This is a genomic window from Lysobacter sp. (assembly GCF_035655815.1).
In the GTDB taxonomy this organism is placed as follows: Bacteria; Pseudomonadota; Gammaproteobacteria; order Xanthomonadales; family Xanthomonadaceae; genus Lysobacter_J.
In genome coordinates, this window is record NZ_DASRTS010000039.1 from 1 (window position 1) to 15,300 (window position 15,300).

The 15,300-nt window shown below is 69.5% G+C and carries 15 protein-coding genes and 1 pseudogene; 8 read left to right on the plus strand and 8 right to left on the minus strand.

The window, feature by feature from the left end; genetic code table 11:
* Both VFE83_RS12055 and VFE83_RS12060 read right to left on the minus strand, forming a co-directional pair.
* Positions 1-808: pseudogene (locus VFE83_RS12055) on the minus strand (amidohydrolase); the annotation flags it as partial.
* Between the two features lie 116 nt (positions 809-924).
* Positions 925-2,373 carry an amidohydrolase gene (locus VFE83_RS12060; protein ID WP_324906431.1) on the minus strand — a complete coding sequence of 483 codons (1,449 nt, stop codon included), beginning with the start codon at positions 2,371-2,373 and terminating at the stop codon, positions 925-927.
* Positions 2,374-2,537: 164 nt separating this feature from the next.
* Between VFE83_RS12060 and VFE83_RS12065 the strand changes: the two genes are divergently transcribed.
* Positions 2,538-3,314 (plus strand): AMP nucleosidase, encoded by a 777-nt coding sequence (locus VFE83_RS12065; RefSeq protein ID WP_324906433.1) that lies wholly within the window; start codon positions 2,538-2,540, stop codon positions 3,312-3,314.
* Between the two features lie 59 nt (positions 3,315-3,373).
* On the opposite strand, the gene VFE83_RS12070 is transcribed toward VFE83_RS12065, so the two are convergent.
* The gene (locus VFE83_RS12070; protein WP_324906435.1) at positions 3,374-3,673 is read right to left on the minus strand and encodes a hypothetical protein; all 300 of its coding nucleotides are present in this window, start codon (positions 3,671-3,673) and stop codon (positions 3,374-3,376) included.
* A 239-nt stretch (positions 3,674-3,912) separates the two neighbouring features.
* Between VFE83_RS12070 and VFE83_RS12075 the strand changes: the two genes are divergently transcribed.
* Both VFE83_RS12075 and VFE83_RS12080 read left to right on the plus strand, forming a co-directional pair.
* Positions 3,913-4,476, plus strand: coding sequence for a lysozyme inhibitor LprI family protein (locus VFE83_RS12075; RefSeq protein WP_324906437.1), 564 nt, complete (start codon positions 3,913-3,915; stop codon positions 4,474-4,476).
* Positions 4,477-4,891: 415 nt separating this feature from the next.
* Positions 4,892-5,440 (plus strand): DUF924 family protein, encoded by a 549-nt coding sequence (locus tag VFE83_RS12080; protein WP_324906439.1) that lies wholly within the window; start codon positions 4,892-4,894, stop codon positions 5,438-5,440.
* Between the two features lie 80 nt (positions 5,441-5,520).
* Here the strand turns inward: VFE83_RS12080 and VFE83_RS12085 are convergent, their stop codons facing one another.
* Both VFE83_RS12085 and grxD read right to left on the minus strand, forming a co-directional pair.
* A complete protein-coding gene (locus tag VFE83_RS12085) occupies positions 5,521-5,979 on the minus strand; it encodes an NIPSNAP family protein (protein WP_324906441.1) in 459 nt (152 codons plus the stop codon).
* A gap of 121 nt (positions 5,980-6,100) precedes the next feature.
* Complete coding sequence (gene grxD, locus VFE83_RS12090) at positions 6,101-7,027, minus strand: Grx4 family monothiol glutaredoxin (protein WP_324906442.1); 927 nt, start codon at positions 7,025-7,027, stop codon at positions 6,101-6,103.
* A 254-nt stretch (positions 7,028-7,281) separates the two neighbouring features.
* Between grxD and VFE83_RS12095 the strand changes: the two genes are divergently transcribed.
* A complete protein-coding gene (locus VFE83_RS12095; RefSeq protein WP_324906444.1) occupies positions 7,282-8,088 on the plus strand; it encodes a polysaccharide deacetylase family protein in 807 nt (268 codons plus the stop codon).
* A 3-nt stretch (positions 8,089-8,091) separates the two neighbouring features.
* Here the strand turns inward: VFE83_RS12095 and VFE83_RS12100 are convergent, their stop codons facing one another.
* The 3 genes from VFE83_RS12100 to VFE83_RS12110 are packed head-to-tail and all read right to left on the minus strand — an operon-like array spanning position 8,092 to position 10,682.
* On the minus strand, positions 8,092-8,763 hold the full coding sequence (locus tag VFE83_RS12100) for a class I SAM-dependent methyltransferase (RefSeq protein WP_324906456.1): 672 nt from the start codon (positions 8,761-8,763) through the stop codon (positions 8,092-8,094).
* A gap of 36 nt (positions 8,764-8,799) precedes the next feature.
* Positions 8,800-9,429 (minus strand): SGNH/GDSL hydrolase family protein, encoded by a 630-nt coding sequence (locus tag VFE83_RS12105; protein WP_324906446.1) that lies wholly within the window; start codon positions 9,427-9,429, stop codon positions 8,800-8,802.
* A 2-nt stretch (positions 9,430-9,431) separates the two neighbouring features.
* The gene (locus VFE83_RS12110; protein WP_324906448.1) at positions 9,432-10,682 is read right to left on the minus strand and encodes an aminotransferase class I/II-fold pyridoxal phosphate-dependent enzyme; all 1,251 of its coding nucleotides are present in this window, start codon (positions 10,680-10,682) and stop codon (positions 9,432-9,434) included.
* A 191-nt stretch (positions 10,683-10,873) separates the two neighbouring features.
* Here VFE83_RS12110 and rsgA point away from each other — a divergent pair, with 191 nt between their 5' ends.
* The 4 genes from rsgA to VFE83_RS12130 all read left to right on the plus strand — a co-directional run.
* Positions 10,874-12,013: a ribosome small subunit-dependent GTPase A gene (gene rsgA / locus VFE83_RS12115; protein WP_414674734.1), complete on the plus strand. Its 1,140-nt coding sequence runs from the start codon at positions 10,874-10,876 to the stop codon at positions 12,011-12,013.
* Between the two features lie 21 nt (positions 12,014-12,034).
* Complete coding sequence (locus VFE83_RS12120; RefSeq protein WP_324906450.1) at positions 12,035-12,535, plus strand: hypothetical protein; 501 nt, start codon at positions 12,035-12,037, stop codon at positions 12,533-12,535.
* A gap of 19 nt (positions 12,536-12,554) precedes the next feature.
* Positions 12,555-13,826, plus strand: a complete 1,272-nt coding sequence (locus tag VFE83_RS12125) for a flavohemoglobin expression-modulating QEGLA motif protein (RefSeq protein WP_324906452.1) — start codon at positions 12,555-12,557, stop codon at positions 13,824-13,826.
* Between the two features lie 200 nt (positions 13,827-14,026).
* Positions 14,027-15,300, plus strand: a 1,274-nt coding sequence (locus VFE83_RS12130) for a malic enzyme-like NAD(P)-binding protein (protein WP_324906454.1), incomplete at its 3' end; no start/stop codon positions are given.

Genomic DNA, 15,300 nt, shown 5'->3' on the forward strand with positions numbered 1-15,300 from the left:
ACGCGAGCATCGGCGCCACGCGCCACGCTTCGGCGCCGCCGGCGATGGCCACGCGCACGTTGTGGCGCTGCGACCAGCGCAGCAGCTGGCGGATGTCGGCGGCGCGATCCACCGCGACCACCACGCGACCGCCGCCGCCGATGTACTTCGCCAGCGTGGCGCGGCCGGAGGGCGTCAGCAGCGCGGCATTGGCGTCCAGCGGGATGCGGCCGCGCACCTCGTCGATGAGCTGGTCCAGGATCATCCACTGCGCGGCGCGCGAGTTGCCGGTCAGGCCGGCCGCATCGCCGCCGATGCGCACGAACAGCTCGCGCGGACCGATCGGGTCCGGGCTGCCGTCCAGCCGCACCACGCCACCCTGGCCGGCGACGATCGATCCGCCGGTGGCGGCGCCCGCGCCGAGCAGCGTCCAGCCGATGCCTTCGATGCGCGTCACCGGCACCAGCACCGAATCGGGGTTGTAGGCCAGGGTGACGTCGAACTCCGGCCGCACTGTCATCTGCTTGGTGTCGGCGCCGAGCGCGAGCGTGGTGTCGACCGTCGCCTTCTCGCCCGAAACCTCTTCCAGGCCGATCTCGGTGATGCCGCCGAACAGTGTCGGCGTGACCGGACGGCCCTGTGCGTCGATCACCTGCGCACCGGCCGGCGCGGACAGGCCCGTGCCGACCGCGCGGATGGTGCCGCCGCTGACGAGCACGTCGGCGCCCTTCAGCGTGCCCTGCGCGGTGGCGGTGTGCACGGTGGCGTTGCGGATCAGCAGTTCCTGCGCGGACGCGGACACGGCCGCCAGCAGCAGGCCGAACAGCAGGAAACCCTGGCTCGCGCCGCGTGCGTACGCCCAGCGCGAATCGCGCGAGCAGCACTGCAGTTCGAACGCGTCGGCCGGACGGTTGTGGCGCGAGTGGCGGAACACGATGAAGCGCCTCACAGCACACCTCCCTGCGCCGCGGCGCCCTGTCCCAGCATGAAGTCCGCCTTGGGCTGGCGGCTGCGGTCGTTGCGGTCGTAGACGCGCGCGCCGTCGACGTACACCTGCTCGGCGTGCGCGTACACGCTGAACGGATTGCCGTTCCAGACCACCACGTCGCCCATCTTTCCCGGCTCCAGCGTGCCGGTTTCTTCCAGGATTCCCAGCGCCTTGGCGGCATTGCGCGTCAGCCAGGCGATGGCGCGCTCGGGCGCGATGTCCATGCCCGCCAGCTTGGCGTGGGCCATCACCTTGGCCGCTTCCTGGTTGAGGCGCTGGATGCCCTCGCCCGAATCCGAATGCACGATCGCGCAGCTGTTGGGCGGGCGGTCGACCAGGGCGATGTTCTCCTGGATGCCGTCGAAGGCTTCCATCTTGAAGCCCCACCAGTCGGCCCACAGCGCGCCGCACACGCCTTCGGCGGCCAGGCGGTCGGCCAGCTTGTAGGCTTCCACGCCGTGGTGGAACGCGGCGACCTTGAAGCCGAACTCGTTGGCCAGGTCCAGCATCGTCGCCATCTCGTCGGCGCGATAGCAGTGGATGTGCACCAGGATGTCGCCGTTGATCGCGCCGGCCAGCGTGTCGAGCTTGAGGTCGCGCTTGCCGCCGGTGTCCTTCTCGCTGTCGGAGCTGTCGTTGCCCGACTGCCACCAGCGGCGCGGCTTGGCCTCTTCCTGCTTCTTCTTGCCGCCGTTCTTGTTGAGATACTCGCTGGCGTCGATGAACGCCGCGCGGTAACCGGCCACGTTGCCCATGCGCGTGGCCGGGCCGCTCTTGCCGCCGTACACGCGCTTGGGGTTCTCGCCGCAGGCCATCTTCAGGCCCCACGGTGCGCCGGGAAACTTCATGCCCTGGTAGGTCGTGGCCGCGACGTTCTTCAGCGTGACGCCGCGGCCGCCGATCAGGTTGGCGCTGCCGGGAAGCACCTGCAGCGAGGTGATGCCGCCGGCCAGCGCGGCGGCGAAGCCGGGATCCTGCGGCCACACCGAATGCTCGGCCCATACGTTGGGCGTGGTCGGCGCGGTCATCGCGTTGCCGTCGCTGTGCGCGCTGACGCCCGGACTGGGGTACACGCCCAGATGCGAGTGCACGTCGATCAGGCCGGGCGTGACCCACTTGCCGGTGCCGTCCACGCGCGTGGCGCCGGCCGGCGCCTGCAGGCCGTTGCCCACCGCGACCACCTTGCCGTCCTGCAGCAGCACGGAGGCGTCGTCCAGGCGCTGGCCGGTGCCGGTCAGCACCGTGGCATGCTCGATCAGCACCGGCGCGGCGGCGATGCGCTGGTAGGTGCTGGGATACGGGTCCTCGACGAAGCGGGACCGGGACGGCGTCGCGTCGGGCTGCGCCGCGTGGGCGGCGCCGACGTACAGCACCGCGGCAAGCGCGGCGGCGATGGGTCGAAGCATGGTTTTCCCCGGGAAAGTACGACAGGCCAACCTTCGCACCGTAGCCGCGCCGGCGCCGGCGTGCCAACCCTGACGATGGTCATGGTCGGGCGTGACACAATGCCCGGTTAGGCGCCTCCATGACGCGGCGCGCACCACTACAACTAGAAGAGGAGACAGTCCCGATGAAAGACAAGGAACAGATCGTCGACAACTGGCTGCCGCGCTACACCGGCGTGCCGCTGGACCAGTTCGGCGAACACATCCTGCTGACCAATTTCGGCGGCTACGTCCACACCTTCGCGCGCATGACCGGCGCGCCCGTGGTGGGCATGGACCGCCCGATGCCCAGCGCCACCGCCGACGGCATCACCATGATCAACTTCGGCATGGGCAGTCCCAACGCCGCCACGGTGATGGACCTGCTCAGCGCCATCTCGCCCAAGGCGGTGCTGTTCCTGGGCAAGTGCGGCGGCCTGAAGAAGAAGAACCTGCTGGGCGACCTGATCCTGCCCATCGCCGCCATCCGCGGCGAAGGCACCAGCGACGACTACCTGCCGCCGCAGGTGCCCGCGTTGCCGGCCTTCGCCCTGCAGCGCGCGGTGTCCACCATGATCCGCGACCTCGGCCACGACTACTGGACCGGCACCGTCTACACCACCAACCGCCGCGTGTGGGAACACGACGACGCGTTCAAGGAACGCCTGCGTGCGATGCGCTGCATGGCCATCGACATGGAGACGGCGACCATCTTCGCCGCGGGTTTCGCCAACCGGATCCCCTGCGGCGCGCTGTTGCTGGTGTCCGACCAGCCGATGATTCCCGAAGGCGTGAAGACCGAAGCCTCCGACGCGCGCGTGAGCGCGGACTTCGTCGACAACCACATCAACGTCGGCATCGAGGCACTCAAGCTGATCCGCCGCAACGGCAAGTCCGTGCGGCACCTGCGCTTCGACGACTGAGCGCGGATGCACAAGGCCGGCTCGCGCCGGCCTTGTGCATGCATCGATGCAGGCCGGCGTCAGTCGCAGGCCATCTCCCATTCGTAGGTCTGGGTTTCCTCGTTGAACACCGATTGCGCCGAGCATGCGCTCGGTGCGGCGGTGGACTCTGCGGGTGCACTCAGCAGGGACTGGTCGAGCGTCGTGCTGGTCTGGTAGCCCTTGCAGATGTCGATGATCGGCGGGAGCTGTGCACCGTTGGGTACGCAGTACACACGGGGCGGACTGCACACCAGGACGCACCGGACATTCTGTGCGATGCCCGAGCCGGAGATCAGCAGGCCCGCAACGAACAGGGCTGCGGCGGAGAACTGCTTCATGATGTTTCCCCTTGCATTTTCACTTGCGTGGGAGGGCCGCCTGCCCGGAGGAGTGCAGGCGGAAGCCGAGGGTAGCGGAGGGCTTGGCGACCTTCCATGGTCCTCGCAGGTTCAGTCTTGTGCAGGAATCGTGAAGGCGCCGTGCAGGCGTCCTACGGGGCCTCCAGACGGTTTCTGAAGGTCGCAATGCCTGCGATGCCCTGCAGGCAAACTGGCGTCCGTGAGAAGGGGAGACGGTCATGGAGAAGTTCATCTACCTGGTCCTGGGCGCGGTGCTGACATGGGCCTTCTATTTCGTACAGCGACGGGTTGAGCGCCGGGGTGCGTTCGAGACCATCGAGCGCAACCAGAAACTGCTGGACCTCAAGCAGGGCCTGGACCAGTCCAACACCAACCTGGACGACCTGCGCCGCTTCGAGCAGCGGCTGATCGGCAGCGCCGAAACGGCGGCGCGGATTGCCGACAGCTATTTCAGCCAGGCCGAGGAAGTCGCGCGGCAGGGCGATGATGCGGTGAGCCAGCGCGACATGAACGAGCAGGCGCTGGACGGTTTCCGTCGCGCGGACGCGCGGCTGAAGACCGTGGTCGCGCACCTGCGTGGCCAGCTCGACACCGAGACGCTGGCGGTATTCGAGGACGCGCACCGCTGCTGGCTGCAGTTCCGCGACCGTTACGCGAGCTTCGTGTCGCAGTCGTATTCGGGCGGCTCGATCCGTCCGCTGATCCACGCGGTCACCCTGCAGAGCGTGACCGAACTGTGGACCAGCGAACTGGAAACGCAGCTGGGCGACGAGTCGGTGTGACCGGCTCGAGCCGTGCCTCGTGCCTTTTTCGGCGCGAGCCAGGCGACGGCGAAGGGCAACCGCAGCGTGGTTCATGACTGAGAGGCGGGCCGCTGCAAGGCTGTCGTTCCCGCGAAGGCAGGAATCCAACTGTCCGTGCCGATTCCGCCTTCGCGAGCCAGGCGAAGGCGAAGGGCGACGGCAACGTGGTTCATTACTGGGAGGCGGGCTGCTGGAAGGCTGTCATTCCCGCCTAGGCGGGAATCCAACTGACCGTGCCGATTCCGGCCTTCGTCGGCGGTGATGCCCACGAGCATGGGTTCCCGCCTTCGCGGGAATGACGGCCAAAGGCGAAAGCGTCACTCGACCCAATGCAACGGGCTCCCGAAACATCACGTGCGTTACGCTGCACGCTCATTCGCGCATCGCACGAAACATGCTTCCCACTCCCGACGACATCCTCGATTTCTGGTGCCATGCCGGCTACGAACGCTGGTTCGGCCGTGACGACGCATTCGACGCACGCTGCCGCAGCGAGTGGCTGGACGCGCACCACGCCGCCGCTCGCCGCGAACTGGAACACTGGACGGATACACCCGACGGCGCGCTCGCGCTGGTGATCCTGCTGGACCAGATCCCGCGCAACGTGTTTCGCGGGAGTGGCCACGCGTTCGCCACCGATTCGCTGGCGCGGCATTACGCCGCGCGCGCCATCGATCGCGGCGACGATCACAGTGTGGATGCGTTGTTGCGCGTGTTCTTCTACATGCCGTTCGAGCATTCCGAATCGCTGGACGACCAGGAACGGTCGGTGGCCCTGGCGGCCACGCTCGAAGGCGAATCCGGTCGCGTGTATCTCGACTACGCTCAACGCCATCGCGACGCCATCGCGCGCTTCGGTCGCTTCCCGCATCGCAACCATGCGCTCGGCCGCATCAGCACGCCCGAGGAACAGGCCTGGCTGGACGCGGGCGGCGGCTTCTAGGGCGGCTTCCAGAAGAACCGCGGCCTGGGCCGGACGAAGCGCGTCGGACGTGCCGGATCCGCACGCGGCGCCGGCCCAGGCTACGGGGGAGACAGCAACTGCGTGCGCGGCGAATAGTCGGTGAGGATCAACGTGCGATCGGCGATGCCGCCGACCATGCGGCCCTGCACGCGCGTCTCGCGCTTGATGCGTGCCCATTCCTCGTCGGCCATGAACTTCGCCCAGCGATCGCGCATCGTCGCCTCGTCGGGCCATTCGAGCAGGTACACGAATTCCACGCGGTTCTCGCCACGGCTTTCCCAGGTCGCCACGATCGGGAAGTCGTAGCGGCGCATGATGCGGATGGCGTGATCGCGGAAGCGCACGTGGAACTGCGGCGCGGTGTCGTCGAAGATTTCGTAGATGCGCAGCTGGTGCACCTTGCGCGGTGCGGCTTCGCTGGCAAACGCCGCCGGCACCGCGATCGTCAGCGCGAGCACCAGCACGAGATGGACTGCGGAAACGCGCCGGCGCAGCGCGCATGCGAACGAACGGATCATCGCGGCAGGGTGTGGGGCGGCCAGACTCGAGGCTAGCCGCGTTCCGCGCCGCCCACGTCGGACAACGCGACGAACCGTGCCGGCATCGCGGCGAAGCGAGCGCTTCGCCGCGGCAGTGCGGTCAGTACTTCGGTATGGCCGTGTCGAAGTCGGCCCAGGCGTCGATGCCGCCGACCACGTTGTAGACCTGGCGGAAACCGAGGCCGCGGAAGTGTTCGGCCGCCTGCTGGCTACGACCGCCGTGATGGCACAGGAACGCCAGCGCGGTGTCCTTCGGCAGGGCTTCCAGCGCGTCCACGCCGTGATCGAGCGTGTCGAACGCCACCGGCGCGGAGGCCATCGCGCGTTCCTCGGCCGGGCGCACGTCCACCAGCCGCAGTGCGCCGGCACGCACGCGCGCATCGACGTCGGCCGGCGAGATCGTCTGCACCGCCGGCGGGGCATGCGGGTTGTGCACCACCAGGGCGCGGCCGCGTTCGTCGTCGACCCAGTCGATGGTGATGCCGTCTGCGCGACGCGCCTGCAGCCAGTCGGTCTGCACGCGCACGCCGTCGATCTCCACCGCCACCGCGTTGGCATCCACCGGCGCCAGTTGCAGGCGGGCGTTGTGTCGGGCATCGATGTCCAGCTGCACCGCGTAGTCGCCACCGGCATTGGCGATCGCGCCGCGCAGCATTTCCACGGCCGCGGGCGTCACGGTCAGCTGCGGCGGGCTGCGGTCGGGCACGGGCAGGCCCAGCACGCCGTGCAGTTCGCCGCTGCCGGCCATCTGCTCGACGATGTCGCTGCCACCAACCAGTTCGCCATCTATGTACAGCTGCGGGATGGTCGGCCAGTTGCCGTACTGCTTGATGCCCTCGCGGATCTCCGCGTCGGCCAGCACGTTCACATGCGCATAGCCCTGCGGCAGCAGCGCGTTCAGCACGCCGGCCGCCTTGGCCGAGAACCCGCACTGCGGCGCATCGGGCGCGCCCTTCATGAACAGGACGACGCGGTTGGACTGCAGCAGGGATTCGATGCGCGAGCGCAGCGCGGGGTCGAGGGACATGGCGGGACTACCGGACGAGAGAAGGGATATGCCGCAGATGGGGGCGGGCGCGGTATTCCGCAAGCGGCGATGCACCATGCTGTGGATCCAGGCTCGGATGCATCAGGTCCTTCGGCAGCCAGGGCAGGCACATACCGTTGGATCCCCCTTCGCGGCGATGACAGCAGCGCGGGCGCACTCACAGGGCTTGCAACTCGCGCAATGCGAATGCGTTCGACGGACTCCAGGCCGAAACGGGCATTACCATCCCGGTCATGCTCGCCGATTCCCTCCACCAACCGCCCCGCCACCCCCACGCCTGGGCCTGGTTGTTCGGCGTATCGCAATTGGCGGTGGTCGCAGTGTGGTGGCGGTGGGGCTGGCAGGCCGGGCTGGCCGCCCTGCTGGCGACGCACCTGACCGTAGTCTGGGCCACGCTGTGGCCGCGCTCCGGCCTGCTGAGCCCGGTGCTCAGCCGCCTTCCGACCGGCGAACGCGTGGTCTGGCTGACCATCGACGATGGTCCTTCGGGCGACACCCGGCCGATGCTCGACCTGCTGGACCGGCACGGTGCCAAGGCCACGTTCTTCCTGGTCGGCGAACGTGCGCAGGCGCGGCCGGAGCTGGTCGCGGAGATCGTCCGGCGTGGCCACGACATCGGCCATCACAGCCACACGCATCCGCAGGCATGGTTCTGGGCGTTGCCGCCCGCGGCGATGCGCGCGCAGATCGACGAGGGCCAGCACGCACTGGCCAGGCTGACCGGAACGTCGCCGCGCTGGTTCCGCGCCGTGGTCGGCATGGCCAACCCGTTCGTCGCCGCGCAGCTCAAGCGCAACGGACTGGCGCGCGTGGCCTGGACCGCGCGCGGTTACGACGCGGTGCTGCGCGATCCGCAGCGCGTGGTGGCCCGCATCGAACGCGACCTCGTGCCCGGCGCGATCATTCTGCTGCACGAAGGCGCGGCGCACGGCCGCAATGTCGAGACGCTTGCGCGCGTGCTCGGGCGCCTGGACGAACTGGGCTATCGCACCGTGCTGCCGGAAGCGCAGGAAGCAGCGATGCCGCTGCCGGCCGCGTAATCTTCAGCGCTTCGTCGCCACGATCCGCCAGTTGTTGAACGGCGTGTTGCCGTGCAGGGGAATGAAGTCGCCCTCCACGCCGGCCGCGTCGAAGCGTGCCCGCAACATCTCCAGTTCCGGATAGTGCACGGGCAGGGAGTTCATCCAGCCGACCTTCTTGGCGAACACGTCCACCGCGCGGGTGATGCGCGCGCGGCGGCTGCCGTCGGCCACGCCGGTGCGCACCACGAGCTTCGCGCCGGGTTCGAGCATGCCCAGCAGCGCGTCGATGGCGCGCACCTGCGCCGGCGCCGGGATGAACTGCATCACGTCGAGCAGCGCCACGCTGCCGCGATGCACGGGCAACTGCCCACCCAGGTCGGCGACGCCGAACTCCACGTCGGCCAGCGCGCGGCGCTCGGCCGCCTCGCGGGCACGTTCGACCTTGCTGGCGTCGTTGTCGTAACCGTGGTATGGCATCGCCTGTCCGTCGGCGCGCAATGCGTGGACGAGCAGGCCCAGGCCGCAGCCGATGTCGAGCAGTGGCGCGCAGGTCCCGCGCAGCGCGTCGCACACGCTCGGATACAGCGGATCGGTGCGTAGCTTGGTGCGCGCGTAATAGTAGTCGCGGCGCACGAACCAGCGTCCCGGTGGAAGGAACGCATGCGCGATGCCGCTGGCGCGGTCGCGTGGCAGGGGGCGCGTCGCGTCGTGGACCGGCATGTCCATGCCTCAGCTCCCCAGCAGGCGACGCGCGACCGGCAACGCCAGCGCGGTCCATTGCGCGTACATCGCCGCGGAAGGATGCAGTCCGTCGTCGGCGAGCATCTCCGCGTCGCCGCCGCGTTCGCGCGAGATGGGCGTGACGTCGACGAACGCGACGCCGTGCGCTTCACACACCACCTGCGCGGCGGCGTTGTACGCGTCGATCTCGGCGGCGATGGCCTGCGGCGCGGCCTTGGCCGTCTTCACGAACGGCGTCACGCCCCAGTCGGGGATCGACAGCACCATCACCCGTTCCGCGCGACCGCGCGCAAAACGCAGCGCGCGCTGCAGCAGCGTTTCGAACTCGCCGCGGTACTCGATGGCACTGCGCCCGCGGTACTGGTTGTTCACGCCGATCAGCAGCGTCACGAAATCCCATTCGCCCAGCGGTTCGGCACCGTCGATGCCCCACATCAGCTCGTCGGTGGTCCAGCCGGTGGTGGCGATGATGCGCGGGTCGGCCAGCGCGATGCCTTCCTCGCGCAGCAGGCACGCCAGCTGCGCCGGCCAGCGGCCGTGCTCGGGCACGCCTTCGCCGATGGTGTAGCTGTCGCCCAGGGCGAGGTACGACAGCGCGGTTGCCGGGACGCCGGCCATGCTCAGGCCACCGCGGCCTGCGCGTCGGTTTCGCGCTGCGCGTAACGGTCCAGCAGGCGCTCGACGCGGCGGAAGACCTCGCGCAGGTCGTCCGGCTGCGGCAGCAACGTCACGCGGAAGTGGTTGCGGTAGGGCACGTTGAAGCTGGAGCCCGGCACGACCAGCACGTCTTCCTGCTCCAGCAGTTCGAGCGCGAAGCGGTGATCGTCGAAGTCCTTCGCCGCCTCACCGGTGACCGCAGGGAATGCATACAGCGCACCCGCCGGAGCGACCAGTTCCAGGTGCCTGCTGGCCGCGACGGATTCGATCACCGCGCGACGCGCTTCGAACAGCCGCCCGCCCGGCGCGCACAGCGGCGCGATGGTGTCCTCGCCGTGCAGGGCCGCGTCGATGGCGAACTGCCCAGGCACGTTCGCGCACAGTCGCAGCGCGCCCAGCAGGTCCATGGCGTGGTGCAGGTTGCCGCTGGCGACCGGATCGCCGGACAGCACCGCCCAGCCCACGCGCCAGCCGCAGGCACGGTGCACCTTGCTCAGGCCGCCAAACGACAGGCAGGGCAGCTCGCCGGCGATCGGCGCGATCGGAGTGAACTGCGCATCGCCGTAGAGGATGGAGTCGTAGATCTCGTCGCACATCAGCAGCAGCTTGTGACGCGCGGCGACGGCGACGATCTTCTCGATCAGCTCGCGCGGGTAGGCGGCGCCGGTCGGGTTGTTGGGGTTGATCAGCACGATCGCGCGGGTGCGGCTGGAGACCAGCGACGCGATCTCGTCGGGATCCGGCAGGAAGCCGTTTTCCGGCAGGCAGCGGTAATAGACCGGGCGGCCGTCGTTGAGGATGGTCGCGGCCGACCACAGCGGGTAGTCGGGCGAGGGCAGCAGCACCTCGTCGCCCGGGTTCAGCAGCGCGCGCAGCGACAGGTCGATCAGCTCGCTCACGCCGTTGCCGACGAACACGCGCTCGGGGCTCGCGTTGGGCGTGCCGCGCCGCTTGTGGAACGCGGCGATGGCCTCGCGTGCCTGCGGCAGGCCCTGCTGGTGCGTGTACGGATCGGTGTCGGCGATGCGGTCGGCGATCGCGCGCTGCAGGTGTTCCGGCGCGCGGAAGCCGAACGCGCCCGGATTGCCGATGTTGAGCTTGATCAGCCGCCGCCCCTGGGCCTCCAGCTCGCGAGCTCGCCGGGCCAGCTCACCGCGGATTTCGTAGCGGACTTCGGAGAGGCGTTCGCGGGTCTTCACGGGGGGCAGGGACATTGCAGCCGGGCATGGGGTGAACGGAGGGCCAGACTAGCCGAATTACGGGGAAAGGGCAGGGTTTCGGCCCGCTTTCCGTGAAGGGCGACGCACGATGCTTAAGTCCCGTCGCCGCGCTTGCGGTCGCATCGGCGGCGATGCTCGGCGCGGGCTGGTTAGAATCCCGGCATGCCCTTGACCCTCGCCCTGCCTTGATCCCCGCGTTCGACGCCCTGCGGTCGATCGGATGGCCGCTCGCGGCCGACGGCTCGGCCCCGGCCGACGCGGCGTGGGACGGACAATGGCAGGCGCTGATGCAGGCGCATCCGCAGGCACGACCCGCGCGCGTGGTCGAGCAGCACCGCAGCGGCTACATCGTCGCCGACGGGCCCGAGCACACCTTCCCGGTCGAATCGCTGCCCGAATGGCAGCGTCCGCCGGGCTACCGCAAGGGCACCGTCACCATCGACCAGCGCCCCGGCGTGGGCGACTGGCTGCTGGTCGACGGACGCAAGGCCGTGGCCCTGCTGCCCCGGCGCAGTGCGATCAAGCGCGGCGCCGCGGGCGAGCACTACCAGCAGCAGCTGATCGCGGCCAATGTCGACACGGTGTTCGTGGTGTGCGGGCTGGACGCCGACTTCAATCCGCGCCGCATCGAGCGCTACCTGCTGCTGGTGCGCGGCGGCGGCGTGGAGCCGGTGATCGTGCTGACCAAGGCCGACCAGGCCGCCGATGCCGATTCCGGGGCCGTCGACGACGCGATGGCCGCGCTGGTGGAGCTGGCCGCGCAGGGCGTCGCGGTACGCGCGGTCAACGCCAAGGACCCGGCCAGCGTCGGCACTCTGGACGAATGGCTGCAGCCGGGCCGCACCGCGGTGCTGATCGGCAGCTCCGGCGCGGGCAAGTCCACGCTCACCAATACCCTGCTTGGCCTGGAGAGGATGAAGACCGGGCAGGTGCGCGAGCACGACTCCCGCGGCCGCCACACCACCACGCATCGCGCGCTGATCCCGCTGCCGTCGGGGGCGTGCCTCATCGACACGCCGGGCATGCGCGAGCTCAAGCCCACCGGCGAGGAGGACGTCGCCGAGAACTTCAGCGACATCGAAGCCTTGGCCGAGCAGTGCAGGTTCCGCGACTGCAGGCACGCGAAGGAGCCCGGCTGTGCCGTGCGCGCCGCGATCGAGGCAGGAAAACTCGACCCGCAGCGCTTCGCCAACTACCTCAAGCTCAGCGAGGAGGTCGCCGGCGCCGCCAACCGCCTCGCCCACCGGCGCGCGCAGAAGGCCGAGGAAAAAGTGCAGAGCAAGACGCTCAGCAAGCGGCTGGACGAGAAGTATGGAAAGCACTGAACGCCAGCCCGGAGCGGTGTCGTGAAGGCCATCGCGCTGCAGGTCCTGGCCGGCGTGGCCAGTGGCAGCGCGGGGGCTGGCTGGTTGTGCGGGGTGGCCATGGCCGCGGGCCGGCTGTTGCGAAGCAGAGCCGTGCAGCATCGCGACTCGCTCGGCTGGATGGTGGTCGCCGCTACGGTCGTGGTGGCGGCCGCTGGCGTGCTGGCGGTCATCGCGGCCGTCGCCGGCTGGCTGGGCGACGGCGTGCCGGCCTGGGATCGCTCCGGCCCGGGCGCCTGGCGCGGCGCGCCATGGCCGATCCTCGTCGGCGTCCTGGTCGGCCTCCCCTTTGGGCCGGTGTTGTTGATGATCGTCGCCGTGCTGGTCAGCCTGCTGGCACGCGCCGGCACGAGCCCCGTGCGCGCCGTCGCATGCTGGCGGTCCCGGCGTGCGGCATCGGCCGGCCATGCGGAGCGCACAACCCAACATTCGGCCGCGCCGCAACGGCGTCGCAAGCGCCACCGCAATGGGCGGTTGCCATGAGTTCAGGGCCGGACTGGAAATGACGCCCATCACCGCGCCCACGCCGGAGCTCGAGCATCACGCCGCGCTCGATGCGCGCATGGTCCGGGCGGTGCGCGACATCCGCCTGCTGGCGCTGGTCAGCTGGCCGGCGGAGGCGGAGATGAAGTTCCTCGCCGATCACGCGCGCGGCGTGATCCGGCAGCCGCACATCGAATACCCGCGCATGGATTTCGCCGAGACGCGGCGCGAACTCGACGCGATCGCCACCGCCGCCGATCCGCAACATCCACTGGGCCAGTACCTGATCGAATCCGCGCGCAGCTGGGCGATTGCCGCGCGCCTGTGCGAGGCGCTGGGCACGCCGGAGGTCACCGCGCATTCGATCGAGCTGTTCGGGCGGCCCGACCAGTCGCTGCCCGGCGACGGGCCCAGCACCGTGGAGGCGGCGCAGCACTTCATCTCGATCGCCGACGAACTCGACCAGGAGCTGATGTCGCCGGCCGAGCACGTCACCATTTCCGCGACCGCGCTGCAGCTGCAATTGCAGCGCGAACTGGACGATTACTTCGACGGCCGCGTGATCGAGGTCGTGCTGGATCCGGACCTGATCGCCAAGGCCGCGGCCGGCGCGACCCGCATCCGCCTGCGCTTTGGCGCCGCGTTCAGCGACTACGACCGCCACCAGCTCCTGCAGCACGAAGCCTTCGTGCACTCGCTCACCGCGCTCAACGGCCGCCAGCAGCCGGTGCTGGCCAGCCTGGCGCTGTCCTCGCCGCGCATCACCGCCACCCAGGAAGGCCTGGCGACCTTCGCCGAGCAGATCACCGGCAGCATCGACATCGGCCGCATGAAGCGCATCAGCCTGCGCATCGAAGCGGTCGGAATGGCGCTGGCGGGCGCGGATTTCATCGAGGTATTCCGCTATTTCCTCGACGCCGGGCAGACCCCGGAAGACAGCTTCGCCTCGGCGCAGCGCGTATTCCGCGGCGTGCCGACCACCGGCGGCCACGCCTTCACCAAGGACACCGTGTACCTGCGCGGGCTGGTCGGCGTGCACACCTTTTTCCGCTGGGCGCTGCGCGAACAGAAGCTGCACCTGTGCCGCTGGCTGTTCGCCGGCAAGATGACCCTGGCCGACGTGCAGCGCTTCGAGCCGCTGTTCGCCAGCGGCGTGCTCACGCCCCCGCGCTGGCTGCCGCACTGGGTCGCCCGTGCCAACGGCCTGGCCGGCATGCTGGCCTTCTCGCTGTTCGCCAACCGCATCCGCCTGGACAAGATCGTCGCGGACGGGCGGGTGCCGGACCTGTGAATCGCAGGCCGTCCCGCGCGATGGCGCAGGCAGTCGAAAACCCGCGTCCGTGGCGCGTTGCGGTACCCCCTACACGAGCCCCGCGACGCCGTCGTGCGCGTGCGTTCTGCGCACCACCGCACGTCTTGCCCATACCGTGGCGTCTTCGGAGTCAGCGTGGAACGGCTAGAATCGGCGGCCCCTTCGTGGTTTCTGCCCTGATGTCCGAACAGTCGCCGTCCGCCAAAGAGCTCAAGCAAGCCGCGCTCGATTACCACCGCCTGCAGCCCCACGGCAAGATCAAGGTCTCCGCGACCAAGCCGATGGTGACGCAGCGCGACCTCGCGCTGGCCTACTCGCCGGGCGTGGCGTTCGCGTGCGAGGCGATCGTGGAGGACCCGAACCGCGCCAGCGAGCTCACCGCGCGCGGCAACCTGGTGGCGGTCATCAGCAACGGCACCGCCGTGCTCGGCCTGGGCGACATCGGCCCGCTGGCCGGCAAGCCGGTGATGGAAGGCAAGGGCGTGCTGTTCCAGAAGTTCGCCGGCATCGACGTGTTCGACATCGAGATCGACGAGCGCGACCCGGACAAGCTGGTGGAGATCATCGCCAGCCTCGAGCCCACCTTCGGCGGCATCAACCTCGAGGACATCAAGGCGCCGGAGTGTTTCATCGTCGAGCGCAAGCTGCGCGAGCGGATGAAGATCCCGGTCTTCCACGACGACCAGCACGGCACCGCGATCATCGTCGGCGCGGCGATCTACAACGCGCTGGAAGTGGTCGGCAAGAGGATCGAGGACGTGAAGCTCGCCACCGCGGGCGCCGGCGCCGCCGGCATCGCCTGCCTGGACATGCTGGTCGCGCTGGGCCTGAAGCCCGAGAACATCCTCGCGGTCGACCGCGACGGCGTGCTCTACACCGGCCGCGAGCACCTCGACCCCGACAAGGCCCGCTACGCGCGCGACACCGACAAGCGCACGCTGGCCGACATCATGGTCGGCGCCGACGTGTTCCTCGGCCTGTCCGCGGGCGGCGTGCTCAAGCCGGAAATGGTCGCCACCATGGCCGAACGCCCGGTGATCCTCGCGCTGGCCAATCCATATCCGGAAATCCTGCCGGAGGACGCGAAGGCGGTGCGCCCGGACTGCATCATCGCGACCGGCCGCTCGGACTACCCGAACCAGGTCAACAACGCGCTCTGCTTCCCGTACATCTTCCGCGGCGCGCTCGACGTGGGCGCGACGGAGATCAACGAGGCGATGAAGCTCGCCTGCGTGCGCGCGATCGCCAAGCTCGCGCGCATGGAAGCCGGTGACCTCGCGAGCGCCTACGGCGGCGACATCCCGAAGTTCGGCCCGGATTACCTCATCCCGCGCCCGTTCGACCCGCGCCTGCTGGTCGAGCTCGCGCCGGCCGTCGCGCGCGCCGCAATGGACTCGGGTATGGCGCGCCGGCCGATCCTCGACATGCGCGCCTACGAGGAGAAGCTCGGGCA

Excerpts from the sequence above, each read along its gene's own strand:
- VFE83_RS12110 (WP_324906448.1), bottom strand. The coding sequence starts at position 10,682 with ATGTCCCTGCCCCCCGTGAAGACCCGCGAACGCCTCTCCGAAGTCCGC.
- VFE83_RS12105 (WP_324906446.1), bottom strand. The coding sequence starts at position 9,429 with ATGGCCGGCGTCCCGGCAACCGCGCTGTCGTACCTCGCCCTGGGCGAC.
- grxD (WP_324906442.1), bottom strand. The coding sequence starts at position 7,027 with ATGTCCCTCGACCCCGCGCTGCGCTCGCGCATCGAATCCCTGCTGCAG.
- VFE83_RS12095 (WP_324906444.1), top strand. The coding sequence starts at position 7,282 with ATGCTCGCCGATTCCCTCCACCAACCGCCCCGCCACCCCCACGCCTGG.
- VFE83_RS12060 (WP_324906431.1), bottom strand. The coding sequence starts at position 2,373 with ATGCTTCGACCCATCGCCGCCGCGCTTGCCGCGGTGCTGTACGTCGGC.
- VFE83_RS12070 (WP_324906435.1), bottom strand. The coding sequence starts at position 3,673 with ATGAAGCAGTTCTCCGCCGCAGCCCTGTTCGTTGCGGGCCTGCTGATC.
- VFE83_RS12065 (WP_324906433.1), top strand. The coding sequence starts at position 2,538 with ATGAAAGACAAGGAACAGATCGTCGACAACTGGCTGCCGCGCTACACC.
- VFE83_RS12075 (WP_324906437.1), top strand. The coding sequence starts at position 3,913 with ATGGAGAAGTTCATCTACCTGGTCCTGGGCGCGGTGCTGACATGGGCC.
- VFE83_RS12125 (WP_324906452.1), top strand. The coding sequence starts at position 12,555 with ATGACGCCCATCACCGCGCCCACGCCGGAGCTCGAGCATCACGCCGCG.
- VFE83_RS12085 (WP_324906441.1), bottom strand. The coding sequence starts at position 5,979 with ATGATCCGTTCGTTCGCATGCGCGCTGCGCCGGCGCGTTTCCGCAGTC.
- VFE83_RS12080 (WP_324906439.1), top strand. The coding sequence starts at position 4,892 with ATGCTTCCCACTCCCGACGACATCCTCGATTTCTGGTGCCATGCCGGC.